Raw genomic sequence first — 25,603 nt, forward strand, 5'->3', positions numbered from 1 at the left:
TTTTATCCTCTCCCGATTCTATACCATGTATTTGCTGTTGCATTATAATAATACGTAACCGCTGCGCCATTAGTAGATGATGTAAAGTTCGATCCCGGAGCTAATGAATTAACTGGATTAACAATAGCAGCGCCGCCTGTGCCTCCAGTGTTTACCAATGTCGTGCTATTTGTTGATCCCTGCACAATAGTAAAAAACTGACCATCAATTGGGCTTGGCGGGAACCTCACCGTAAATCCGGCTCCGCCCACGTTGACTACGTTTTTCAAGATCAAAATAGAAGTTGTGCTGAGCGTTGTTACAGAACCACCAACTGTCGGAGTTGCAGACTGTATTGCCTGATCACGCCTTACATTAGTGGTAACTAACGGTGTCGGCATTAATATTGATCCAGAGCTGACGCTCATTCTTTCAGCACCGTTGGTATCAAAAGATAGTGTATTTGCGGTCGGCGCAGAAAAGCCTGTATTGGTACTACCCGTAAATTGCAATGCAGGTACTGCTGCGGTACCTGCTGGTAATACTAGGCTGCCGGTCATAGTGTCACCCGCTTTGAGCACATTAAGTGACGCTGCGCCGGTCACGTTGCCAATTAATGCTGCGGTGATAGTGCCTGCCGAAAAATCTCCCGATGCATCACGTAATACTATGGTGTTGGGCGTATTGGCACTAGAAATGCTCGCCAGACTTGCATTACTAATAGTCCCAGGAGTAATGTCACTATTAACAATAAGTGAGCTTGTTAACAAACCAAGTGCGCTATTATGCACTACGCCTGCTGTGCCCGTAAAATTGTCTATAAGAATGCCACCAGAAGAAGAAATATTAATCGCTTCTGTCCCATTAACATCAAAAGATAATGTATTTGCAGATGGTGAAGAGAAGCCAGTGTTAGTGCTGCCCGTAAATTGTATTGATGGCGCTGCGCGTGTGCCTGCCGGGTGTGTTAGTGTACCGGTCATGGTGTCTCCAGCTTTGAGCACATTAAGTGATGCACTGCCCGTTACATTACCTAGTAAGTTTGCAGTAATGGTAGACGCTGCAAAATTACCCAAGTTATCTCTTGCAACAATAGTATTTGAGCTATTTGCACCTGTTGCAGTCGTTGCGGAATTACCAACTTTTCCCGGTGTTAAAATTGTTGCAAGTTTTGTGTCTACGATTCCGGCACTTGGACTAACATCCGCATCGACAATGAGTGAGCTTGTTAACAAACCAAGTGCACTATTGTGTACTATGCCTGCTGTGCCCGTAAAATTATCAATAAGAATATTCCCACTTGATGCGATATTTATCGCTTCAGTGCCATTAATGCTTAACGATAATGTATTTGCTACTGGGGATGATAATCCGGTATTGGTACTGCCAGAAAATTTTAATGATGGTGATATGTTTGTTCCAGCGGGCAACGTCAAATTACCCGTCATAGTATCGCCCGATTTGAGTACGTTAAGTGATGCACTACCCGTTACGTTACCAATTAATCCAGCCGTAATTGTGCCAGCTGCAAAATTACCTGATGCATCGCGAGCAACAATGGCTCCTGCTGTATCAAGAGCGGTTGCCGTTGTCGCAGTGTTTGCCACTTTGCCCGCTGTAGAAATGGTTGCCAATTTGGTATCTATAATTGCAGCCGCAGGATCAACATCCGCATTAATAATTAATGAACTAGACAAATTGCCCGATACGTCATTATGTACGACACCAGCAGGCGTAAGCCCTGTAATGGTAACCGTACCACTAGAAGATATTTTGAGACGTTCTACGGCAGACGTGCTCAAAGACAAGTTGCCAGTGCTTGCAGATAAACCAGTTGTCGTGCTACCGGTAAATACTAACGCCGGAGCAGCTGTAGAGCCGGCTGGTAATTGCAATGTACCCGTCATAGTGTCGCCGGCTTTGAGTACGTTAAGTGATGCACTACCAATCACATTACCCGTTACCGTGCCAGAAAATGCTGCGGTAATAGTACCAGCAGAAAAATTACCCGATGCATCGCGTAATACAATGGTATTAGGGAGATTAACGCTCGTTGCTGTTGTAGCAGAGTTTGCCACTTTACCCGATGTAGAAATGGTTGCTAGTTTATCATCCGTGATTGCTGCACTTGGACTAACATCTGCATTGACTATTAACGAGCTTGATAAATTGCCGAGTGCATCGTTATGCACTATACCTGCAGTACCAGTAAAATTATCTATCAAAACACCGCGACTTGAACTAATATTAATCGCTTCAACACCATTAATATCAAAAGAAAGTGTATTTGCTGACGGAGATGAAAGACCCGTATTAGTACCGCCAGAAAATTGTAGTGATGGTACCGCACGCGTACCTGCCGGCAATGTTAAATTACCCGTCATCGTATCTCCGGATTTGAGCACGTTGAGCGATGCGCTGCCAGTCACATTGCCAAGAACGTTGCCAATTAATCCTGCAGTAATAGTTCCTGCAGAAAAATTACCCGATGCATCTCGTAGTACGATGGTATTAGGGAGATTGGCGCTTGTTGCGGTTGTTGCAGAGTTTGCAACTTTACCTGGAGTAGAAATTGTTGCTAGTTTATTATCCGTGATTGCTGCACTTGGACTAACATCTGCATCAACTATTAACGAGCTTGATAAATTGCCGAGTGCATCGTTATGCACTATACCTGCAGTACCAGTAAAATTATCTATCAAAACACCGCGACTTGAACTAATATTAATCGCTTCAATACCATTAATATCAAAAGAAAGTGTGTTTGGTTCAGGTGCAGAAAACCCTGTATTGGTACTACCGGTGAATTGTATTGATGGTACTGCACGTGTACCTGCTTGCACGGTAAAAGTGCCCGTTGGTGAAATGTTACCTATCACATTGCCAATTAAGTTTGCGGTAATCGTACCCGCAGAAAAATTACCCGATCCATCGCGTAACACAATTGTATTAGGTGTATTAGTATTCGTCGCGGTTGTTGCGGTGTTTGCTACTTTGCCGCTTGCAGAAATGGTTGCCAATTTGGTATCTGCAATCGCAGCGGCAGGATCGACGTCGGCATTAACAATTAATGAACTGGATAAATTACCCAATGCGTCATTATGTACAACGCCCGCGGTCGTAAATGCATCAATAGAAATTGTTCCGCCGGAGGATATTTTGAGACGTTCTACAGCAGACGTGCTCAATGATAAAGCCCCTGCGCTTGCAGAAAGACCTGTCGTTGTACTGCCGGTAAATACTAATGCGGGAGCTGCTGTTGATCCTGCAGGCAACTGCAATGTGCCGGTCATGGTGTCGCCCGCTTTTGCAACTTTACTATTCAATTGCGTTTGTACAGATGATGTTGTTCCGGCTAAAAAATCTAATTCAGCCGCTGTCGTAGTGCTAGAAACAAGTTGACTGCTGCCGTCAGTCGCAACTGCTCTATTTGGTGTAAGCCCACCAACAATAAGATTGCCATCAGTTTTGAGTGTATTTGCAGCGCCGCGATATACATTGGTGTCTGCATCTAACACAATTTTGGTACTTGCATTGGGCAGCTGCACTTGATTATTTACGCCATCTAATTGCATGATCGTATATTCTGGAATAACAATTTGCCCAAAGCTATCACTATTTTGATAATTAAAAGAAAGCTCTGCGCTTGTTGCATTTTTGTTGATATCCCATCCACGCAAGGCGCCTGTAGTACCAACAGGCGATGCCGTGTCAGATACTAACCGCACACCAGCAGCTTGAGTTCTGTCAGTCGTAAGCGCTGTCACATGTGCACCACTATTAGATTCAACAAAAAGTGTTGACGATGCCGGTTGCGGATTATAAAAACCGATTGATTCCGTAGAATATAGCGATGATCTATAATTAAGTTGAGGATCGTTTGCTGTACCAATAGCTGCATGTAACAGCGTTATATCCGCATTGGTCGCTGAGCCGATATTTAAAGCATTATTATCGCTTTGATCAAAATAAGCCAAACCAACATTGGTAGGATTATTAATAATAATTTTGTTACCCGAAGCAGAACCGGCAGTAAAATTTAACGTAGCCAATGCTTGTTGCGTAATATCAGTTGTACAGTTAGTTATATACAAACTTGATGCACTCAATTGAGTTGATGCTGTATCACCTAATGTTCCAATAATCAGTGCATTTGTATAATTGTTAATTTGATCACCAGAAACAATAACATTTGCCTGGTTAGTAACTTGTATCGCGGTTGTAGGACCAATGTCGCCAGGTGCGCCGTTGAATATACAACCAGAGAGCTTGGAATCCGTGCCTGCCCCAGATACTTGAATTTCAACAACCGGCATAAGAGAATTTGGTTCAAATGTGCATCCTTGCACTATTAATTGTGCACTAGTTGATTGAATAATTGAATTGCTATTAAATCTAAATGTTATAGATTGAGTTGTTACATTCATGCCATTACTTATATCAAAACCTGTTGCACAAGCTATGCACAGCCCCCCGGTAAAAAATACAAATCCTGTCCCTGTAGCAGAGATCCCAACATTAGCTGGCGTTGTAAAGGTTGTTGAACCTTCTATAATACAGTTGCTACAAATAGCTGAAGCATTATTAATAGCAAGCCCTACGCCATTAGTTATAAAAAAACAGCTTTCAAATGTATATGTGGCACTGGTTCCGCCGCAGGATACTGCCGTACCAAAATTGGTAAAATCTATATTGTTAAAAAAGGTGTTATTTCCGCTACCAGAAAGAGACACTGCGCTTGCGGTCGATATGCCTGATGCTGAAAATGAAAGATTGAGAAATTGCGCAGAAATCGTAGTAGAAATAAGATTATTCGATAATGTATTTGGTAAAATTATAACAGAACTTGTAGATTCGCCGATAACAGAAACGCCGCCCGCTGTAATAGCAAGTGGCCCGGCACTATTGTCTTCTGTATACACACCGGAACTGATAAGAATAGCAACTGGATTAACTGCAGTTGAAATAGTATTTGCAGTAGTAATAGCTTTACTCAGGCTTGCGTAGGGATTTGAAGAAGAGCCATCGCCGGTTATATCACTACCAAACGTTGTAACGTAAATGGTGCGGCTTGTGACAGGGTTAACGCTGCCGCCGGGTGTAAACCATTCTAGCTGTGTTGGCGTTATTGCATTTGCCTGCATTACTTGATGTGCAGCAGGAGTTGTTGAGGGCAATGACAGTGTATAACTTGAAGTTACCGATGCTGGGCCATTAAGTCCAACATAATTAACGCCGGCCAAATCTTGCAAACGCACGGCATTTGATGTAGCCATGGTGAGATTGCCGGTCATAGTATCCCCGGCTTTGAGCACATTGAGTGATGCTGCACCAATAAGCGCTGCAGTAATAGTACCCGCAGAAAAATTACCAGCATTGTCGCGTGCAACTATAGTGCCCGTTGCATTAAGATTAGTTGCATCAGTTGCTAGCGTAACATCATCTGCATTATTGGTAACAACCATATGTGTGCCGGCAGCGAGTGTTTTGAAGTTAAGCGTGTTACCCGTTTTGTCCCTAAATATTTGACCAGCGCCGGTGCCAACGTTTGCGCCCGTGGTTTGGCTAGCAAGAGAAAATTGTGTAAATGCTATAGGGTCCGTGTCAATGACCGCCAGCGGCGTACTACACAACCAACTTGATCCGCCATTATTTGTTCCTGACAATATTAAGACATATGCTCGACCAGCTAACGTACCTGTTGCAAAATCTGCAGGCCGTGTCCATGCGCCGGCTTGAGCAAGCCAGAGGCCGTTTTGTGTAGTAGTGCTTTGTCCGACAAGTAATACACGGTCATTAGCTGCTAATGGAACACTATCAATCGTATACAAGCCCGTTATAGGAGTGTCTGTGGTGCTGACAACAAGAGCCGGTGTTTTGACAACAAAACCCAACCCTGCCACCAAATCAACATATGCTTTTGTTGCAGCATCTGTCGGATTAGTTACTGTTCCATCAAGCGTGATCATGTTGGTAGCAAAATTACCCGTACCGTCACGTACAACAATATTACCTGCTGTGTCTGTGCTTGATATTGTCGCCAGACTTGCATTACTAATAGTTGCAGGAGTAATGTCACTATTAATAATCAGCGAGCTGGTTAATACACCGAGTGCGCTATTATGTACTACGCCTGCCGTACCCGTAAAATTATTAACCGTTATATTCCCACTTGATGCAATATTAAGTGCTTCAGTGCCATTAACATCAAAAGAAAGTGCATCTACTGTTGGAGACGAAAGCCCTGTGTTGATGCTGCCAGAAAATTTTAATGCAGGCGATGCTGCAGTGCCTGCTGGCAGCGTCAAAGCACCCGTCATGGTGTCCCCAGATTTGAGCACATTAAGTGATGCTGCGCCGATAAGAGTTGCGGTGATAGTGCCTGCAGAAAAATTATTAGATCCATCACGTTCAACAATAGTATTTGCGCCAAGGCCACTCGTTGCGGTTGTTGCAGAATTTGCAACTTTTCCCGCTGTAGAAATTGTTGCAAGTTTTGTGTCCACTATCGCAGCTGCTGGATCAACATCAGCATTAACAATTAATGAGCTTGTTAAGTTACCTGATACATCATTGTGCACAATTCCAGCAGGTGTTAAGTTATTAATAGAAACCGTACCACCAGACGATATTTTCATGCGTTCTAGTCCAGATGTGCTCAAAGACAAAGCGCCCGCGCTTGCAGATAATCCCGTCGTGGTACTACCGGTAAATACTAATGTCGGAGCTGCCGTTGATCCAGCTGGCAACTGCAATGTACCGGTCATGGTGTCACCGGCTTTTGCAACTTTACTATTCAATTGTGTTTGTATATCAGATGTTGTTCCAACCAAAAATCCTAATTCTGCTGCTGTCGTAGCACTAGAAACTAATTGACTACTGCCGTCCGTTGCAACTGCTCTATTTGCAGTTAGGCCCCCAACAATAAGATTGCCATCGGTTTTCAATGTACCTGTGGCGCCTCTATAAAGATTGGTATCTGTATCTAACACAATTTTGGTACTTGCACTGGGCAGCTGCACTTGATTATTTACGCCATCTAATTGCATGATCGTATATTCTGGAATAACGGCTTGCCCAAAACTGTCACTATTTTGATAATTAAATACAAGTTCTGCGGCAGTACCAATTTTGTTAATATCCCAACCGCGTAATGCGCCTGTAGTACCAACGGGAGATGCAGTGTCAGAAACTAATCGCACGCCAGAAGGTTGAGTTCTATCAGTTGTTATTGCTGTGAGCATTGCACCACTATTAGATTCAACAAATAATGTTGTCGAAGCTGGTGGTGGATTATAAAAACCCATTCCTCGAGTTGAATATAGAGATGATCGATAATCAAGCTGAGGATCATTGGGAAGGCCGAGAGCGGCATGTAATAACGTAAAATTATCATTTGTTAGATTGCCGATATTCAATGCATAATTATCTTCTACGTCAAAATAGGCGAGTGCAATATTTGTAGAATCATTAACAACAATTTTACTGCCAGTAGCAGTACCAGAACTAAATACTAAAGTTGACGTACCACGTTGCACCATGTCATTGGTACAATTTGATATCGATACACCTGATGCATTTAATTGAGTTGATGCGGTATCGGCGGGAACACCAACAACAAAAGCATTAACATAATTATTAATCGATCCACTATCTATAACGAGTTGAGCTTGATCAGTAACTTGAATTGCTGTTGAGGTTGTTGGAGTGCCGGTATAGTCAAATATGCAACCAGCAATAGTTGCCATAGTTCCTGCCCCAGAACTTTGAATACTGGTGAATGGTGATGCCGAACTTGTATGAACGAATGAACATGCTTCTAACGTTAATTGTGCGCCACTCGCCTGAAAAATATCACTATTATTTAATCTAAAGGTTATTGATTTGCCACCAAACAACGCATTGCCAGCAATATTAAATGCTGTATCACATAATAAGCATAAGCCACCAGAATACAAAATTTGTGCAGCAGCACCAGTTGCAGCTATCCCTGTATTTGCGGGCGTTGAGGTTAATGAGCCACGAATGTTACATTCACTACATTGTACTTGTGCATTATTGACATTAAGTGCTGTCCCGTTATTAACAAAAAAACAAATATCAAATAAATAAACACCATTACTGCCACCGCAAGCAACGCCGGTATTAAAATTAAAAAATGATACGGCAATAAAATTACTCGTATTGCCACTCCCAGCAAGCGTAACGGCACTGGCAGTAGAAACACCCGTTGCCCTGAACGTAATATTTGTAAATTGTACTGCAGTTGTTGCAGAAATAAGGTCATTGGATAATGTATTTGGTCGTATTACAACGCCTGTTGGTGCGTCTCCTATAATGGAAATACCACCGGCGGTAATTGCTATCGGGCCAGCGCTATTATTTTCTGTATACACACCGGGCATTATACTAATTGCAATCGGATTTGCTGTTGTTGAAAGAGTATTGGCAACGTTTACCGCTTTAGCGAGACTTGCATATGGGGTTGCAAATGAACCATCGCCTGTCGTATCATTGCCGTATTGTGCAACATAAATAATTCTACTTGCTGCTGGAATTACGGTTCCTCCTGATGTCACCCATTCTAAATTAGTTGGCGTTGTTGCATTCGCCCACATAACTTGGTGCGCTGTTGGTATGGTTGACGGTAGTGATAATGTATAATTTGACGCTACCAATGCCGGTGCATTAAGCCCAACATAATTTGCGCCAGCTCCATCTTGAAACCGAACGGCATTTGCTGTAGCCATCGTAAGATTACCGGTCATCGTGTCGCCAGTTTTAAGCACGTTAAGAGACGATGCGCCCGTAACATTACCAATTAATGAAGAAGTGATTGTACCTGCTGCAAAATCACCAGATCCATCTCGTGCTACTATTGCATTTGGTGTATCAAGACTTGTTGCTGTTGTTGCCGAATTTGCCACTTTACCGGGCGTAGAAATGGTTGCCAGTTTTACATCAGTTATAGTACCATTCGTAATATCATTATTAACAATTAACGATGTTGATAATGTGCCACTTGCATCAGTATGCACAACACCAACGCTATTAAGATCATCAATTTTTACATTACCTGCAGCATTAATATTAATCGCTTCTACACCATTGACATCAAATGATAACGTATTTGCTACAGGTGCTGAAAACCCCGTATTAGTACTGCCAGAAAATTGCAATGATGGAGATGCAATGCTGCCTGCTGGTAACGTTAAATTGCCCGTTACCGTTCCACCACTTGATGGCAGCTTGCTATTTAGTTGTGTTTGCACCGACGATGTTGTGCCGGATAGAAAGCCTAATTCTGTTGCTGTTGTAACGCTAGAAGCAAGCTGACTACTGCCGTCTGTTACAACTGCTTTATTAGGCGTAAGCCCGCCAACAATAAGATTCCCATCAGTTTTGAGTATACCTGCAGCACTGCGATATATATTAGTGTCTGCGTCCAAAACAATTTTTGTACCGGCGTTTGGTAATTGCACTTGGTTATTAACGCCATCAAGTTGCATAACTATATATTTTGGAATAGTAGCTTGTCCGCCTGCGGGATCATTATTTTGGTAGTTAAATGCGAGCTCTGCTGTCGTTGCATTTTTGTTAATGTCCCATCCACGCAAGGCGCCGGTGGTACCAACAGGAGATGCGGTATCAGAGGCTAATCGTACACCAACAACTTTTGTGTAATCAGTTGTTATTGCATCTACATGTGCATCATCATTAGAGATAACTGACAATGTTGACGGATTGGCTAAAGAATTTACATAGCTAATAGCTTCAGTTGAATATAATGATGGTATATAATCAAGTTGCGGTTTATTGCCAGCTCCAATAGCTACTTGCAGAAGTGTTGTACGGGTATTACTGAGTGAACCAATATTTAATGCATTTGCATCATCTTGATCGAAAAAGGCCAAATCAACATTGGCAGAATTGGCGATACTTATTTTATCACTAGTGGCAGAGCCGGCATTAAAATTTAATGTTGAACTGCCCTGCTGAACAATATCATTGGTACAATTAAGGATAAACGTTCCTGATAAACTCAGTTGCGTTGATGATGTATCTGCAGGCGTGCCCACTACACACGCTGTGGTATAGTTTTCTATTTGCCCGGCAGAAACAATTGCGCTACCAGAATTTTCAACTTGCAATGCTATTGCATGAGAACTACCAACAGAGTTGATGCCATTAAAAACACCGCCAGAAATAGTAGCTAAGCTACCAGCATCATACACTTGAATATTAGTAACAGTTCCTGTTATAGCAACCGTTTGGAAAAAGCATGACTGTGCTATTAATTGCGCGCCGGTTGTTTGTATAATACCGTTGGTATTGTTCCTAAATAAGACCGATGTTGCGTCAAAAGTTATACCATCGCTTATAGTAAAACCCGTTATACAATTTGTACAAAGGCCTCCAGAATACAGGATTGCCCCACTGGAGCCAGTCGCCATAATCCCAGTATTTGCCGGAGTGTTTGTTAAAGAACCTTGTATGGTACAATTATTACAAACAACAATTGGATTATTAATATTTAATCCTGTTGTATTAAGTATAAAATTACACAAATCGAATACATAGGTACTGCCTGATCCAGCGCATGATACACCGGTATTAAAATTTAAAAATCTGACGGCACTTAAGTGCGAGACGTTATTGGCGCCAGAAAGAACAACGCCTGTCGCTGTTGATACACCGCCAGCATTAAAAGATAGATTATCAATACGCGTAGTTACTATGCATGATACAAGATCATTGGATAGCGTATTGGGAAGAATAAATACAGAATTGGTTGCTTCGCCTACAATCGAAATGCCGCCAGCGGTAACTGCAATTGGCCCTGCGCTATTATTTTCTACATAAACACCTGAATATATAAAAATAGTAAGAGGGTTTGATGGGCTTGCTATAGTGTTTGCCAAATTGATTGCTTGAGCAAGGCTTGCAAATGGTGACGTAAGAGAACCATCGCCTGTTATATCACTGCCGTATTTTGCAACATAAATAGTTCTACTTATAGTTGGTACAACGTTTGCACCAGAAGTAAACCATTCCAAATTTGTTGGAGTAAGTGCATTAGCTCGTAATGTTTGGTTTGCTAAAGGTATTGTTGATGGCAACGACAATGTATAACTGAGTGGGACGGTTGTTGGTGCATTAAGCCCGACAAAATTTGTTCCAGCGGCCTCTTGAAACTGAACACCATTTTGCGTAGCAAATGCCAAATTGCCCGTCATGGTATCTCCAGACTTGAGAACGTTGAGTGATGCCGCTCCAGCAACATTACCTGTTACATCGCCGACAATACTGGCATTGACGGTTGCTGCTGTTAATGTATTGACATTGTCAATATTGTTAAAAGCATCAAGCGTGACAAACGTTGATTTTATATTTCTTGGGCCGTTTGCTGGATCTGTTGTCGTCAGAGCATTATCAACAAAAAATATTGCTTGCGAAGAAACATTACCGCCTCCTATTGGTGGGGCTGGTGGCGCCGTGTATATCAAGTTACCAAAACCATCACTGGCTAAAAACGTACCTGCTCCACCAGCAATGCTGGGCCAGCTTATGGTAATTCCATTTTTAGTAATTCCGTCAATAGTAATGTTGCCAGCATCATCGACAAGAACTGATGAATCTTTAATAACCGTACCAGATGTATCTGCAAAACGTGGCACTGCATTGAGAGTAGATGATGCCGGCCCCTGAACATTACCGCTGCCACCGCCGCTGCTACCGCTAGCACTAATAATTGAATTGGCAATAATATGATTAACATACAGGGTATTGCCGATGGTGGCATTGCCAGGGATAAAAAGATCTTGCGCTCGCAATCCAGTAATTACATTAACGTGTTGAAATGTTTTATCTGTGGCTGTTCTACCAAATAAAGATAATGGTAAAAAAACAGCGAATGCTAATATTCTTATACGATACATAGGCAAACCATCCTTCAATCTTGTACTACTTAATATCTTCTTAAGGTTATTTAGGTATTACCATCCCCATACAGGTAAAATCAAGAAGTTATTGTTTCTGTAAACAAAGTTGCGTACACTAATAATCTATAGTTTTCTTAACCAGAGATTTTTATTATGAAAAACCCCCAACTCAAGCTAGAAGGCATCGTGCTCATTCTTTTAGGACTGTTTTTTTTATTGTGGGCATACAAATTAATTTTTCATATTTTTCTTATATGCATGGGAGCCATTATTCTTAACCGAGGATTAACCATTTCTGGTTACCCTTCACTTTTCTCTCGCATAACGCAATTGTTTTTTTATTAATATATTGAGGGTAGTATGAAAAGCACACAGCCATTTTCTATCAGCAAAGCAATCCACTTTGGCTTCCAAACAACGCTTGATAACTTTTTATTGATGCTGGGAGTTATGGCAACTGGCGGAATAATAAACGTTATTCGCTTTGGAGCAATACCGGGCATTTTTTTATTAATGTCATTTTTTTTATATCATGCTTCTTATCCATCATTACCTCATACCATATTATCATTAGGCTCTTTCAAAGTTTTATTATCCGCACTTGTTATCTTTGTTATCTTTAAGTTAATTGACAGTGTTGTGTCTCTTGGTTTCACAAAAATAACGTTATTGCTTCATGACAATAAGCCAACGCATTATTCTGATCTTTTTTCATGCGCGCATCTCGCTCTTAAACATTTCACCGCATCCGCATTATACGTACTTATTGTTGTGTGCGGGCTTATGTTGTTTATTGTTCCGGGCATATTATTCATGGTTATGTTCGGTTTTTTTTCTTACGCTATTGTTGATAAAGAACTGGGGCCGATAGATGCCCTCAAAGAAAGCTACCGCATCACCAATAATTCAAAATCATTACTCGTTAGTTTATTCATTATTCTTATTGCGCTGAATGCACTTGGCGGGGCGTGTTGTGGTCTTGGTTTGCTTATTACGTACCCCATGACAGCACTTGCATGTGCATATGTCTATCGTGCACTCCAAGCGCAGCAATAAACAGATTATTTTTTATTGTTCTCTTCTAAGATTTGCTGCAAACAGGCTTCATTAAAAATAACATCTCTTATCGCTTTTGGATTGATAAGAACTTTTGGTTTATGTGTATAAACATTGTTTGTTGGGTCATGTGATATATCTGGACTTTGTTTTGCAAGACAGGCTTTGTGTAAGTCGTATATACCATCGATTTTTTCTAAGGTGATATCGCCACTAAAAACATTAAAAATATTATTAATAATAACATGTTTGTGAGATATATTTTTTAAAGCATACTTGGTGGTTACAAGAGCTAAATTTTCCCACAAGCTGTGCTTTTCATCAAAATGTTCAGACGCAATATCTTCCTCCAAAATATCTGATAAGTGTCTTTTATCAGAAAGAATTTTTTGCAAAGTAGCATTGTTAATAATAACTCGTATATAGGGATTGTTATGAGAATTGCCTTTGGGCGTTTTTGAAAAAAGTTCAGGCATCCATGATGGGATAACTTTATCGCTTTTACGACTTTTTACTGCGGTCGCATGTTCCAGTTTAGTAATTCCTGCATGGTCCAGTGAATCGGGCAATTCATTGGGTGACATATGGCCTGCAAAGCAATTCACAAGCCCATTGATTGCGCCATATTTATTAGACATATTTTTAAGTGCCGCAAGCATGACAATTTTTTTCACGGTCTCAATTCGATCATCAGGTCTTGTGTCATCTTCCATGCATGCTATATACTGTGTATTCACAAAAAAACAGATCAATGCAATTATTTTTTTCATAAACAAACCCTCTCTGTTGTTAAAAATATTTATGAGGGGATCATAGTTTCATTTTTCTGTTTAGTCTATAGTTTTCTCTTGAATGTTTTTTCAATATCATGCACCGAAATAAGCCACGTTGTGGGCCTTCCGTGAGGGCATGTCATACGATTATGTGCGGTAGAAAGCTGATCGATAATCTGCTGCATTTCTTGTTCAGAAAGAATATCGCCCGCTTTAACAGCCGCCTTGCATGCCATTTGCGCATGTAGCTTTTCATGCAGTTGTTTAATAATTTCTTTTTTTTCTAATCCTGCATATTCAGTAACCCAAACAATTGATTTGCGAATTAAATCATCGATAGATTGATGTTGCGCATGTATGGGTGTTGTCTTTACTAGTATTTTAATATAATTATTTTTTTGATCTTGCTGTACTTCTAATGCTATGCCCCGCTCTTTAAAATAATCACCATAGGGTGCAATCACAGCATATTCTTCTTCCGTGAGCATAATAGTTTCTGGGAATAATACTGCGACCGCAGGTACTTCTTCAAATGATGTTGCGTATTTTTCATACAAGATACGCTCATGCGCTGCATGCTGGTCAATCAGCACCAGCCCATCTGCATGCTCCGCTAGAATATATGTTTTTTTATACTGGTCTATCAAAAAATAATCTTGATGTTTAAGCGTGCGCATCTGGTTCGATACACCGCTTTCAGCGGCACTCACCATGAGCGCACCGGACTTTTTGCCTTCCCCTCGCTCATCCTGCTTGCTTACCTCTCGCTCATCCCGAGTAGACTGAAAGGCATATCGAGGGACAGACATCATGGGCGCACTGGACATTTCGCCTACCCCCCGCTCATCCCGAGTGAATTTCGAAGAAATTAGTATCGAGGGATCGTAGTGAGAAACACCAGCAGACTTAGTAATATAACGGGACATATTACTTTCAAGCCGTTCTTTAACCATCTTTTCAATACCCAGCTCAATAATACGTGGATGCAAAAAACACACTTCTTCTTTGCGTGGGTGAATATTAATATCGACATGCTCTGTGTCGCATTCTATAAAAATGACGCCGGCAGGATATCGGCCATGAGGTAGAATAGAACTATATTGTTTGGTAATTGCCTGAATAAGTTTATAATTTTTGACCCAGCGTTTATTAACAAAAATAAAAAGTGAGTTGCGATCATAACGAGAAAAATAATTGTGTGATACTGCGCCAGTAAGTTTAATATTTTTAGCAGTATCTACGTGAGAACAGGTCAGCATTGCTTCTGCAAAAGTTCGATCAAATAATTGTGCAAGTCTATCGGGAAGTGTTGTAACTGCAGGGGCTTGAATGGCACAGGTGTCATCGTGCATTAGTGTAAAAGAACAGGTGTAATGCGCTAGGCTCAAAGCTTGCACAAGCTGAACAATTGCTCGCCATTCTGTTTCACGAGATTTTAAAAATTTTTGACGAGCAGGAACAGAATAAAATAAATTTTCTATGCGTATATCGGTGCCGGTATTACATGCGCTTTGGGTAGTATTAACAACCGACTTATCCATAACAATGACGCGTGTACCTTCTTGATTAGATGCTTCTTTGGTAACGAGCGTAAAAAGAGAAACTGACGATATGCTCGACAGTGCCTCACCTCTAAACCCAAACGATCGCACGTTTTTTAAATCATCGACTGTTTTTATTTTACTCGTTGCATGCGGCAATACGCACATGAGGGCATCTTGTGGCGACATGCCACAACCATTATCAATGACGCGAATTAATTTTTTACCACCATCTTCTATATAAATAGTTATTTCGGTCGCACCTGCATCAAGAGAGTTTTCTATCAGCTCTTTGACAATATTGGCAGGGCGCTCTACAACCTCGCCGGCAGCAATTTTTTGCGCCTCTAAAAGTGGTAACTGATAAATTTTTCCCATACATAAACCAATATAATTTTATAGGTAACTATCTATGCAAGTATACTCAAAAAATGGGCGTAACGACAATCTTAAACGTATATTTTTGTGTATTTCTGGAGTTGTTTTTAATCGTAATCAATTCATGATTTTTATAGTCGGTTGCGCTTAAATTTTTCATATACTGTGCTAATACGCCAGGAGAGTCTGTTGTGCCCGATATAGCAATATGCTTATCTTGAATATATTCATACGATGTCCATTTTAATCGTGCCGGCATGAGTGGTATTAAGTTTATAAGATGGTTATAAAGTTGGGCGCTTTTGAGTGATAATTGTGATAAAGCCGTAGCGCATTCAGTATATATATTACGGCGCGTGACAAGCTGCTGTAATTTTTGTTCTTCTTTTTGTACATCAGTAACCGTAAGCTGTAGTGTTGCGCAGGCCCTTTTAAGCCGTATAATCTGTATATATTGTGCACATGTTATTGCTGCCAATAGCAATAACATTATAATGCAGCAGGCAATCGAAATGTCCCACCATAGTTTAATACTTTTTTGAGATGTTTCTGATATTGTTGGGCATAAATTAAAAAAATTTTTCATAGCGATGTAACCCTTGAATAATAGTTTGTGGTGTTGCATGTGCGCAACAGTGATGAAACTCTTCAAGTGTTTTTATACTATGTTCGTTGTGAGAAAGTGAATAATAATGAGCAAGATGTGCTGTTGTTATGGCAACAAGCTGCAATTGCAGCATATGCGCCAAGAGTTGATATTGAAAAATAATACTCTTGTGCAGGCTTGCCGTATACCACGTGTCAGCGCTGAGTTGTATCGTATCATATGAGTAATTATCAAGCAGCTTTGGTTTATCTGAAGGCGTTTCGATGCTTTCGTGTACCTGATCGCCAGCAAAAACAAAAATAATACGTGCATGATGGGCGTTATGTTGAGCTAGAAATGCCGTTATATGCTTTTGCATGCGAGTTGCATTGAGAATAATAAGATTATGCACCATAAAATGATGATCCCATGTTTGAATAACCGAATGTTCATGTACAAGGCCCATACTGATGGCTTCTTTATTAACAATAACGCCCACTGTGTTACGTGATAATGGAGGTATAAAAGAAATCATAGTGTCCCAACAACAACACGATCTTTACCGTACCAATCTTTGATAATATCAGCTTGCGCAAAACCAGCTTCTAGCATCAATCTATGTGTTTCTTTGCCTTGCGTTGAGCCGATTTCTATCCATAATTGTGGCATGGGTAATCGTGTAGTAATAAAAGCCTGTGCGCCGGTAATAATTTTTTCGATTAATGCATAACCATGATCTTCGGCGACAAGAGCGCCTATATCTTCCCATTTGGTTATTTCTGGTTGCAGTGTTGCCCAATCATCCCTATCTATATAGGGCGGGTTTGCGACAATAAGATCATAATAATTATTTTTTGGCAGGCCATCATATATATCTGAGTATACGCATGTTACATTACGTATATTATTGCGTTGAGCATTAGCATGGGTAAGATCAAGCGCATCGCGATGTACATCAGTACAGGTCACGTGCGATTGTGGAAATGCATGTGCCAGCGATAATCCTATGCAGCCGCTGCCGGTGCACATGTCAAGAATGGTACGTGGTGTGACAGTCTTTTTATACGCTTCTTTAATAAGTACATCACACCATTCTTCTGTTTCTGGTCGGGGAATAAGCACGGGTGGCTGTACCGCGATAATAATATCCAAAAATGGTACGGTACCCAAGAGGTATTGTAATGGCATATGGTCGTGCGTTAATTTTTTGATCCAGAGATCAAGTGTATGCTGTTGGTCTTGCGAAAGTTCTATTGTATCACGAGCAATAAGCTGTATTTTATCTGTGTGTAATAATTTTTCTATTACTGCCCATGCGTTATTTGCTGCAAGATACGGATCTTGATATAAGGGGATAAGCTTTTTTGTTACGATGCGTACTAAAGCTGTTATTTTCATGTGTATATCTTTTTATGTTATTATTTGCGCCATAATTTCTAAGTCATTGTGCAGTAGTTTTAATGATTTTTCAACGGATAGTGGTAATGAGTCGCTGATACTTTGAGTTATTTTAAAAATAAAATCTTTAAAATAAGAACTTTTTTTATCTATTTTTGAAGTATTAATTTTTGTTAATAACTCCTGTAAAAGTTTTATTCGTTCGTTTGGCACGTTATTTTTAAGAATATTGGTATATTCGCCTTCTAGCTCATTTTTTAATGTATCTTGAGCCTGCTCCCATAGTTTGCGTATATACTTTTCGCCCGAATCACTGCCCATTGTGTGTGCATGATATGCGCATAAAGCCATGCACACACATAAAATTCTTTTTTTCATGCCAACACATGCACCAATATTGTTATATCATTGTTGAGTTCTTGTAATGTTTGATCAAAATCAGCAAGTTTATTGTGCACATCTAACAGTAAAGGGCTGTTTTTAAATACATTTTTAAAGTTATCGGTCATCTTGTCATATATTTTTTGATATTCATCTTTTTTATTAACATCGGTAAAAAAATATGGCGATTGTATGACCAAAAAATCTATATAATAATTAAGATAACTATCAATAAGAGTTTTACGTTTGTCCGTATCTAGCTTGTCCAATGTATTAAATTGAGCTTTTTTTAAATGATCCGGGATATTATTGAGAGCCGCATTGATAGTCGCAATTAATTCAGGTGCACCATCATCTCCTAAGACTAATCTGTCACTATCATCAGCCTGAGCCCCCTTGTCAAATGTACATGAATAATGAGCGTCGGCGCAATCTTTAATAAACGTAATAATAGAATACTTAAATGTCAGCTTTTTATATACATCTTGTAAAAAAGTGGTATTACTCTTGCTTTTTTTAAGAGCCGACACGTTTTTAACAATGCCCTTCATTATGTCGCCATAATGCTCAATAACAGTTAGATATCGTTGCGCATTAAAAAAATTAACCTGCAATTCGAGAGTAAGATCTGCCTCACGTCTAAGTGTTAATATTTCATTAAAGCTTCCACAATGCAATCCATGCACAACGGCACCAATAAGTAGTATTTTTTTCATAATCATTCTTTCTACATTAATATTTGCGCAAGTATGATTAAGTCATTGTTAAGCTCTGATAATAACGCTGATTCAAAAGGAGCCGTCGGTGGTGTTGTGAATGGCGGGTATATCTTTGGAAAAGCTAGTTTAACCTCTGTTATAAGTTGATCAGAATTAGTGCCATACTCACCCATCTTGGTTTTGATATCATTAATTAATGATTCAACCGCGCTCTTTATATCTTGCGAAGCACTTTTTTCTTGCAAATCTTGGATCTCAAGACTAACGTGAATTTTCAATATTTTAATCATTTTTGTTAAAAGTTTCTTCTTAAGCTCCGTTATTATTTGTATATATGGTTTTTTTGTTGTTTCATCCATATTTGGAAAGTCATAAATTTTGTCATATAATTTTTGATAAGATTCATTAAATATTTTATAGTCGGTGTGTTTTTTAACAGCAGCAAGTTTTTTAAGCGTTTCGATGTCATTAACTATCTCAACATTAAAAAATTTAAGAGCTTGTTGTCTAGGATTCAGAGGCAAAGGTTTTGCAGGGCTATCGTCTTTTTTTTCAGGTTCTTTAGGCGTCGGCGCAGGCGTTCCTGCAATATGGCTTTTTATCTCTGTCATTAGCTTACTCTCGTCAAATACGCTTTGAAGATAGCGATCCTTTGTTTTGTTGCTGAGATACTTTATTGTATCAAGTTTGGCGTATTCTTCTTTTTTATTGTTTTTACTATAAAAATATGGTGATTTAATCATCAAATAAACCGCAAGGTGCTTAAAATAATCATTAACCATAATGCCAAAATCATTCATTGGTAAGGGCCTCATAATCTTTTGGCTTCCTGTTGATGGAAAATTGGCTGAGTTTAAATAATCTGGGATACTTCCTATCATTTTATGAATTTCTTCCATAAAATCTTTTGCAGATTCTTCGCCAAGCATTTTTTTACCGCTGACTATGCTGAATGTTAGCGGTCTTGCATCAAATGTATACGGGCTATTATACGAGTTATTATCATTGTAAGCTTTAAAATCTGCTTGAAGCGCATCGAGTATATACGCTTTGCACAATAGCTGCTTGTACATTGCCTGATATTCAGGACTTTGCCCTAGTTTGGCAATCGCTTCTGCATCAGCAAAAAGCTTGTTCTTAAGATTAGATAAATCTGGAGAAGTAAAATCCGGTATGTTGTATGGATCTAATTCTTTTTTTATTTGCTCGATAATTATTGTAGGCGCCGGCGCAGGTTCTTGTGTTAATTCTTTTGCCTTTTCAGATTCTTTTATTAACTTGCTCTCTTTAAATATATCTTTAAACGTGTCTTGTGTTCTTGGAGCGCTTGCAAGTTTCATCTTTTCAAGCTGCGCATAGCCCTCTTTTTTTGTAGCAGCATCATAAAAATATGGTGATTGAATTGTTAAAAAAGCCGCAAGATAATTAAAATAATCGTTAATAAGATCATTTACCGTAAAGCCGATAATATTTTTTTGACCCAATTCTCCAAACTTGGCCGATGTTAAATACTCTGCAATGCTCGTTATCGTTGTATTAATTTCTTTGATTAACGTATCAGCTGCCTTGTCGCCGAGAACTTTTTTGTCGTCTTCAGTAACAGTAACTACTACTGGTTTTTGGTCGAATGTATAATTTTTGGTCCAGTTAGCTGTATTATTGTCAAAATATGTTTTGAGGGCATTGAGCATCGCAGATTTAAATCGTGCTTGTTGGTATATACGAAGAATTTCAGGTGTAGTTTGTAATGTGCCGGCAGTGATTCTTTCGGCAATCTGCTTGGGAAACTTAGAAATATTAAATACTTTGTTTACTAACTTTTTATCATTAAACATTATCATCTTATCTGCGGCAAGCGCGGCTCGCATGCCTGTTAAAGAGCCGCCCGTTTCTTCAGATCCGGCATGGGCAATGGTATGTAAAAAAAGAGGTAATAATAAGAATAGTTTTTTCATAAGGCTCCTTGGTCAAAAATCAATATGCAGTCAGAGTACCAAATTTTTTTTAACTATCTCAAGATATATAGCAAAGCCCTTCGATACACCGCTCTGCGAGCGGCACTCAGGGTGAGCGGGTGTGCACATTCAATTACATCTATATTATTTGGCCAAGAATTATTAAGTCATCATTCAGTTGAGATAAGGCCATAACGGTGTGCAATTTGGTGTTAATAAGTTTTATAAATAAACTTGGATCGGCATTGTATTCTATGGCCTTTTTTTTAATCTCATCCAATAATTGTGTCTTTTCAGCTACAGTTGTTATCTTCTCAACATTTTTAATAATGTCATTTTTGAATATCCCAAAAAGCTTTAATTGCGTATCTTTTTTGATTTCGTCGAGCTTATCAGAGCCGGCATCATTATATAGTGTGTTATATAACTCTTTAAAAATAGAGTAATAACTGTGATCTACATGCTGAGCGAATTCTGTGAATGCCTGTATTTTTTTATCTATTTTTTCATCGTTATTATAAAAATAGCGTGATTCTATTAATAAGAGCGCCTGAATATAATTAAAATAATGATTAAGTGTTTGCAGATTTTGCGGGTCTATATCGTGCACAGCGAGCGGCTTTATATACTCTGGGATGCTTTTTATAATGCCATTAATTTCTGAGATCAAAGCTTCTGCGCCTTGTTCGCCAAGTACTTTTGTATCGTCTTCAGTCACGGCAAGATCCGGAAGCGGTGTCACAAGTGTATACTTTTTTGTAGACACGAATTCATCAAAATATACTTTGAGTGCGTTTATGACGGCAATTGTACACCGCAATTGTTTATAAGTAAGTTTATATGTCGCTTGTTTAAATACGTTTTCTTTTGCCAGATGTAGGGTAGTAATAGTGCGTGCGGCAGCAGATAGTTCTTGCACCGCAGCAGCAAGACTATCTTTGTCGGTAAATATTAGTACTTTATGTTTTTGTAAGAGCGCTTCAGATCCGGAGTAATTTGTTATATGTAATAATACCGGTAGTAGTAAAAAAGTTTTTTTCATATGGCCCCTTATGTACAAAGAATATGTTGTCAGGGTACCAGATTTTTTAACATTATCTCAAGATAGCACTATTAGTCTGCTAAGAGAGATTCGACAAAAGCGTGGGCATTAAAAGGCTCTAAGTGTTCTAACTTTTCGCCATATGAGATGTAAGCAATAGGAATATGCAGAAGAGAAGTGATTGAAAAAATAATGCCCCCTTTGGCGCTACCATCCATTTTGGTCAAAACCACGCCGTCAAGCGGTGTGCTTTCATGAAATAATTGTGCTTGAATTAAAGAATTTTGGCCAAGAATGCCATCCACGACCAATAAAGTAGAAAGCTTTTTATCGGGAAGCTGTTGCTGAATAATGCGTTTAATTTTTTCTAACTCTTTCATCAAGTTAACTTTTGTTTGCAAGCGCCCGGCGGTATCAATAATCAAAATATCATATGCTTTTGCAAGATATTCTTGGCATCCAACATAAATAACTGATGCAGGATCCTGATTTTCTTTACCCATAACAATGTCAGCCCCAGTTTTTTGAGCCCATTGATTGAGTTGTTCAGTCGCGGCCGCTCTAAATGTGTCTCCGGCAACAAGTAAGACTTTTTTGCCCAGCGACCTATAATAATGAGCCAGCTTGCCTGCAGTTGTTGTTTTGCCGCTCCCATTAATACCCACTAATAAAAAGATCTGGTCAGAAGGTATATAGTTTTCTTGCGTCAAAATCTTTTCTAAAATTGCATTCATGTGTCGCGCAAGCTCTTCCCCAGATGTTTGGGGCGGTAATGTTGTGAGATCCTTAATAATAAGACGAGTAGTTTCTATCCCAATATCGGCTTCGAGTAGTGTTTTTTCTAATTGATTCAGCGTTGCTTGATCAAGTGATTGAATGTTTTTTAAAAATCCAATGCTTTTTTTAAAATTGCTATAAAGAGTGCCGAGAATATTTTTGAAACTGTTAAACATGGGATGTTTTTTTAAAGTATTAAAAAAGATTGCTATTTTTTAAATATAAACTATCTTGCTACATCTGGCAAATTTTAATAATTTTTTAAGATGTGTATTATTTAAAAAAATTGCAAAATAATTTAAAATATTACACAATGATAGATTATGTGAAGATTATAAAGACTTGTCGTTTTTCAAAACAAAAAAATATATGTTAATTTATCATGACTAGAAAAGAGTTTAGCCAAGGTAAGAAGAGCGTATTAGAAGCAAAAAATAAATATTCAAAGCGCTCAAAAATATCAGAGGTAGCGTTTAGGCATTTGCTTATGCTTTTTGAGCTTGATCTGACTGCAAAAAAAATGGCTGAACTGTGCCAATTAAATAGAAATACTATTAACCGTTACATGACGTTAATTCGCAAACGGATAACACAAGAATGGGAAACAATAAACCCACTTGCGCCAATACCTGACAATAATATAGTATTTGAACCAGAAAAAAATACATTTTATGGCAAGGTTGTATTGGGTATTTTTGAAGAAAACAATACAATTTATACAAAATTGCTGCAATTTAATCCAGACTGGAGCGAGAAAAATATAGTTGTTATGCAGTTAAAATTTATCGATGGATTTAGGAAAATTTTGTATGCAACGCTTATGGAGTTTAAGAGTGATTTGTGTGCTATGTTCTGCATTTTTACTCATGAGCGTCTTAAAAAATTTCGTGGAATCAGTAAGAATACCCTTTTATTGCACTTGAAAGAGTGCGAAGTAAGATTTAATCAAAAAAAACATGGAATGTATGATTATCTTATAAAGATATTCCATATCAATCCCCTCTAAACTAGTCATGATCTTTACTTTTGTCAGGCGACCTTTTATCTTTAATGGTGCCTAGAGAACACATGGGAAACATTGCCATATGGGGAAAAGTATGGAAAAAAAAACACCACACATCAAAGAAGTTCGTCCATTCAAATACAATACGCATACAAGTGGCTTAGCTAACAGCTCACAAAAAGGGCTTGATGATGGATGGACCAGAGCAACATTTATCGTAAAAAAGGAGCTTTTAGAAAAAGTAAAAGATTGTGCTTATTGGGAGCGAATGACGGTAAAAACTATTGTGAATGATGCGCTTGATTCATTTTTTAAAAATAAAAAATAGTGTAATAAAGCCATAAAAAAATAGATGTAATAAAAGTATTGATTTTTTCTTTATGATATTTTAGTGTGTTTAAAATGTTTACCATGTTTACATAAGGAGAGAATGTTATGGTATTTTTTAAGAAACAGTTCGCAATGGCGTTGTGTATGGCGCTCCCCCTGTGCGCTCAAGATCCTGATTTATTAAAGTATTCACATACCGGTTCAGCGACTGGAGTTTCGAGTAATTGTTGTGGCTCGTTACATATTACAAAAGCCTGTATAAAAAAGCTCAAGTCTCATAAAATAAGCGCTGAAAAACTAAGAGCAGTTTATGGCTGCGCCAATCAATTTAATGTTGATGACTTGAGTGCACAAAGCCTGCGCGTCGACAATGCCTGTGCCAATCACTTGAACGCCGGCAATATATGTGCCAACGCTATTCATGGCACCGAAGTATGCGCAACCGAAGTTAACGCGCCAAAAATTTGTTCAGATAATGCACAGCTTCATAATGTATGTGCACAAAACATTGTAACCCAAGATCTTTGTGTTAACGGTACTTTCAAAACCTGCTCAAAATACGGCGCACGCGTATTATTGTCTTCTGATGTAACGTATACCCTGGGCGATGTTATTCCTTATGATTTAGTAGTAAGCGACCCAAGCGGCAGCTTCTTTTTCGGCCCATCTCGTTTTGTTGCTCCAGTGACTGGGACATATATATTAACAACAGAGGTTGATCAAATAGGTCTTAGCTCTCCTGTAACTATTTTGGGCGCGCCGCTGACAGAGCTTCAAGTGCAGGTCAATGGCATTAATCGTGTAAATATGGACTCGCAGTTATTAACATTTGCTAGCATTCATGAAGGATTATTAACAAGTCTTATTTTCTTGAATGCGGGGGATGTTCTTACTATACGTAAAAATATTTTTATTGTAGATCAAGTTCTTGGATTTACTCCAATTGTAGGGACGGTAACGTTAAAGGGATCTGCAGTAGCATCTGATAAAACAAACTTTTATATAGAATTCTTAGGGGCTCCTTGCGAAACAACCGTGCCATGCTCATGCCCAGTAGAGCCATGCGCGCCATGCCTCCCATGCAATGTTGTTCCATGTGAGCCGGCAGGTCCATGCAATTTTGCGCCATGCCCATGCCCACCATGCGGTAGCTAATACAATATATTTTTCCCCAATCTCAGGCAGGGCGGAGTAGGTTAACATCCTACTCCGCCCATTTCGCACTATGCAACTTAAGAAATTTTAAGTAGTTCAACGTCAAAAATAAGTGTTGCATGCGGCGGTATAACGCGACCGGCTCCGCGTGCACCGTAACCAAGATTGGAAGGAATAGTTAAACGGCGTTTTTCGCCTACTTTCATAGAAGCAACTCCTTCATCCCATCCTTGAATTACTTGTCCAACGCCTATAATAAAGGTAAATGGTTCTCCGCGATCAACGCTGCTGTCAAATTTAGCACCTGGTTGTCCGTTGTTATCGAGCCAGCCGGTATAATGTACGGTAACATGTTGACCTTTTGCAGGAGATTCGCCAGCGCCTTCTTGAATAATTTCATATTCCAAACCAGAATCAGTTTTTTTGCGTAGATGTGTCATAGGTGTATCTCTTTCTTGTTGCGCTTGTTGAGTATTGTTTTTTTCTGTTTTATTTAATTTATCACAACTGGTTAAAAAAGTTGTTGTTGCTGCAAAAAATATCATTGCCGTGCGCTTCATAATAAGCCTCATATGTTTGTTGAGTATT

The 25,603-nt window shown here is 39.2% G+C and carries 16 protein-coding genes and 1 pseudogene; 5 read left to right on the forward strand and 12 right to left on the reverse strand.

Annotation, left to right across the window (positions count from 1 at the left end; all coding sequences use genetic code 11):
* Positions 1-2 precede the first annotated feature (2 nt).
* Positions 3-11,918, reverse strand: coding sequence for a hypothetical protein (locus WC707_05995; protein MFA6066704.1), 11,916 nt, complete (start codon positions 11,916-11,918; stop codon positions 3-5).
* A gap of 156 nt (positions 11,919-12,074) precedes the next feature.
* Here WC707_05995 and WC707_06000 point away from each other — a divergent pair, with 156 nt between their 5' ends.
* Together WC707_06000 and WC707_06005 are read left to right on the forward strand one after the other, a co-directional pair.
* A complete protein-coding gene (locus WC707_06000; protein ID MFA6066705.1) occupies positions 12,075-12,266 on the forward strand; it encodes a hypothetical protein in 192 nt (63 codons plus the stop codon).
* A gap of 15 nt (positions 12,267-12,281) precedes the next feature.
* Positions 12,282-12,977, forward strand: coding sequence for a hypothetical protein (locus tag WC707_06005; GenBank protein ID MFA6066706.1), 696 nt, complete (start codon positions 12,282-12,284; stop codon positions 12,975-12,977).
* A gap of 5 nt (positions 12,978-12,982) precedes the next feature.
* On the opposite strand, the gene WC707_06010 is transcribed toward WC707_06005, so the two are convergent.
* The 10 genes from WC707_06010 to ftsY all read right to left on the reverse strand — a co-directional run bounded on the left by WC707_06010 (position 12,983) and on the right by ftsY (position 22,703).
* Positions 12,983-13,747: a hypothetical protein gene (locus WC707_06010; GenBank protein MFA6066707.1), complete on the reverse strand. Its 765-nt coding sequence runs from the start codon at positions 13,745-13,747 to the stop codon at positions 12,983-12,985.
* 65 nt (positions 13,748-13,812) lie between these two features.
* Positions 13,813-15,669, reverse strand: coding sequence for a DNA mismatch repair endonuclease MutL (mutL, locus tag WC707_06015; protein ID MFA6066708.1), 1,857 nt, complete (start codon positions 15,667-15,669; stop codon positions 13,813-13,815).
* Between the two features lie 46 nt (positions 15,670-15,715).
* Complete coding sequence (locus WC707_06020) at positions 15,716-16,255, reverse strand: PilN domain-containing protein (GenBank protein MFA6066709.1); 540 nt, start codon at positions 16,253-16,255, stop codon at positions 15,716-15,718.
* Positions 16,239-16,790: a hypothetical protein gene (locus tag WC707_06025; protein ID MFA6066710.1), complete on the reverse strand. Its 552-nt coding sequence runs from the start codon at positions 16,788-16,790 to the stop codon at positions 16,239-16,241. The genes WC707_06020 and WC707_06025 overlap by 17 nt, the downstream gene beginning before the upstream one ends.
* Entirely contained in the window at positions 16,787-17,653 is an 867-nt protein-coding gene (gene prmC, locus WC707_06030) for a peptide chain release factor N(5)-glutamine methyltransferase (protein MFA6066711.1), read from the reverse strand. Before prmC ends, WC707_06025 begins: the two co-directional genes overlap by 4 nt.
* A 12-nt stretch (positions 17,654-17,665) precedes the next feature.
* Positions 17,666-18,031 carry a hypothetical protein gene (locus WC707_06035; GenBank protein ID MFA6066712.1) on the reverse strand — a complete coding sequence of 122 codons (366 nt, stop codon included), beginning with the start codon at positions 18,029-18,031 and terminating at the stop codon, positions 17,666-17,668.
* Complete coding sequence (locus WC707_06040) at positions 18,028-18,750, reverse strand: hypothetical protein (protein MFA6066713.1); 723 nt, start codon at positions 18,748-18,750, stop codon at positions 18,028-18,030. Before WC707_06040 ends, WC707_06035 begins: the two co-directional genes overlap by 4 nt.
* Before the next feature lie 11 nt (positions 18,751-18,761).
* The gene (locus WC707_06045) at positions 18,762-20,708 is read right to left on the reverse strand and encodes a hypothetical protein (protein MFA6066714.1); all 1,947 of its coding nucleotides are present in this window, start codon (positions 20,706-20,708) and stop codon (positions 18,762-18,764) included.
* Positions 20,709-20,847: 139 nt separating this feature from the next.
* Positions 20,848-21,750 (reverse strand): hypothetical protein, encoded by a 903-nt coding sequence (locus WC707_06050; protein ID MFA6066715.1) that lies wholly within the window; start codon positions 21,748-21,750, stop codon positions 20,848-20,850.
* Between the two features lie 71 nt (positions 21,751-21,821).
* Positions 21,822-22,703, reverse strand: a complete 882-nt coding sequence (ftsY, locus tag WC707_06055; GenBank protein ID MFA6066716.1) for a signal recognition particle-docking protein FtsY — start codon at positions 22,701-22,703, stop codon at positions 21,822-21,824.
* 206 nt (positions 22,704-22,909) lie between these two features.
* Between ftsY and WC707_06060 the strand changes: the two are divergent.
* The 3 genes and pseudogenes from WC707_06060 to WC707_06070 all read left to right on the forward strand — a co-directional run bounded on the left by WC707_06060 (position 22,910) and on the right by WC707_06070 (position 25,015).
* Positions 22,910-23,122 (forward strand): annotated as a pseudogene (locus WC707_06060) (hypothetical protein).
* A 502-nt stretch (positions 23,123-23,624) separates the two neighbouring features.
* Complete coding sequence (locus tag WC707_06065) at positions 23,625-23,858, forward strand: hypothetical protein (GenBank protein MFA6066717.1); 234 nt, start codon at positions 23,625-23,627, stop codon at positions 23,856-23,858.
* Positions 23,859-23,965: 107 nt separating this feature from the next.
* Positions 23,966-25,015, forward strand: a complete 1,050-nt coding sequence (locus WC707_06070; protein ID MFA6066718.1) for a hypothetical protein — start codon at positions 23,966-23,968, stop codon at positions 25,013-25,015.
* 77 nt (positions 25,016-25,092) lie between these two features.
* Here WC707_06070 and WC707_06075 read toward each other — a convergent pair whose 3' ends face one another.
* On the reverse strand, positions 25,093-25,575 hold the full coding sequence (locus WC707_06075; GenBank protein ID MFA6066719.1) for an FKBP-type peptidyl-prolyl cis-trans isomerase: 483 nt from the start codon (positions 25,573-25,575) through the stop codon (positions 25,093-25,095).
* Between the last annotated feature and the right edge of the window lie 28 nt (positions 25,576-25,603).

The organism is Candidatus Babeliaceae bacterium, from assembly GCA_041660765.1.
In the GTDB taxonomy this organism is placed as follows: Bacteria; Babelota; Babeliae; order Babelales; family Babelaceae; genus JBAZVR01.

What these genes read in the sequence shown, in the direction of transcription:
- WC707_06005 (MFA6066706.1), top strand. Translation starts at nt 12,282, where the DNA reads ATGAAAAGCACACAGCCATTTTCTATCAGCAAAGCAATCCACTTTGGC.
- WC707_06040 (MFA6066713.1), bottom strand. Translation starts at nt 18,750, where the DNA reads ATGAAAAAAATACTACTTATTGGTGCCGTTGTGCATGGATTGCATTGT.
- WC707_06045 (MFA6066714.1), bottom strand. Translation starts at nt 20,708, where the DNA reads ATGAAAAAACTATTCTTATTATTACCTCTTTTTTTACATACCATTGCC.
- WC707_06025 (MFA6066710.1), bottom strand. Translation starts at nt 16,790, where the DNA reads ATGATTTCTTTTATACCTCCATTATCACGTAACACAGTGGGCGTTATT.
- WC707_06075 (MFA6066719.1), bottom strand. Translation starts at nt 25,575, where the DNA reads ATGAAGCGCACGGCAATGATATTTTTTGCAGCAACAACAACTTTTTTA.
- WC707_06035 (MFA6066712.1), bottom strand. Translation starts at nt 18,031, where the DNA reads ATGAAAAAAAGAATTTTATGTGTGTGCATGGCTTTATGCGCATATCAT.
- prmC (MFA6066711.1), bottom strand. Translation starts at nt 17,653, where the DNA reads ATGAAAATAACAGCTTTAGTACGCATCGTAACAAAAAAGCTTATCCCC.
- WC707_05995 (MFA6066704.1), bottom strand. Translation starts at nt 11,918, where the DNA reads ATGTATCGTATAAGAATATTAGCATTCGCTGTTTTTTTACCATTATCT.
- WC707_06070 (MFA6066718.1), top strand. Translation starts at nt 23,966, where the DNA reads ATGGTATTTTTTAAGAAACAGTTCGCAATGGCGTTGTGTATGGCGCTC.
- WC707_06020 (MFA6066709.1), bottom strand. Translation starts at nt 16,255, where the DNA reads ATGAAAAATTTTTTTAATTTATGCCCAACAATATCAGAAACATCTCAA.
- WC707_06050 (MFA6066715.1), bottom strand. Translation starts at nt 21,750, where the DNA reads ATGAAAAAAACTTTTTTACTACTACCGGTATTATTACATATAACAAAT.
- WC707_06065 (MFA6066717.1), top strand. Translation starts at nt 23,625, where the DNA reads ATGGAAAAAAAAACACCACACATCAAAGAAGTTCGTCCATTCAAATAC.
- mutL (MFA6066708.1), bottom strand. Translation starts at nt 15,669, where the DNA reads ATGGGAAAAATTTATCAGTTACCACTTTTAGAGGCGCAAAAAATTGCT.
- WC707_06010 (MFA6066707.1), bottom strand. Translation starts at nt 13,747, where the DNA reads ATGAAAAAAATAATTGCATTGATCTGTTTTTTTGTGAATACACAGTAT.
- ftsY (MFA6066716.1), bottom strand. Translation starts at nt 22,703, where the DNA reads ATGTTTAACAGTTTCAAAAATATTCTCGGCACTCTTTATAGCAATTTT.
- WC707_06000 (MFA6066705.1), top strand. Translation starts at nt 12,075, where the DNA reads ATGAAAAACCCCCAACTCAAGCTAGAAGGCATCGTGCTCATTCTTTTA.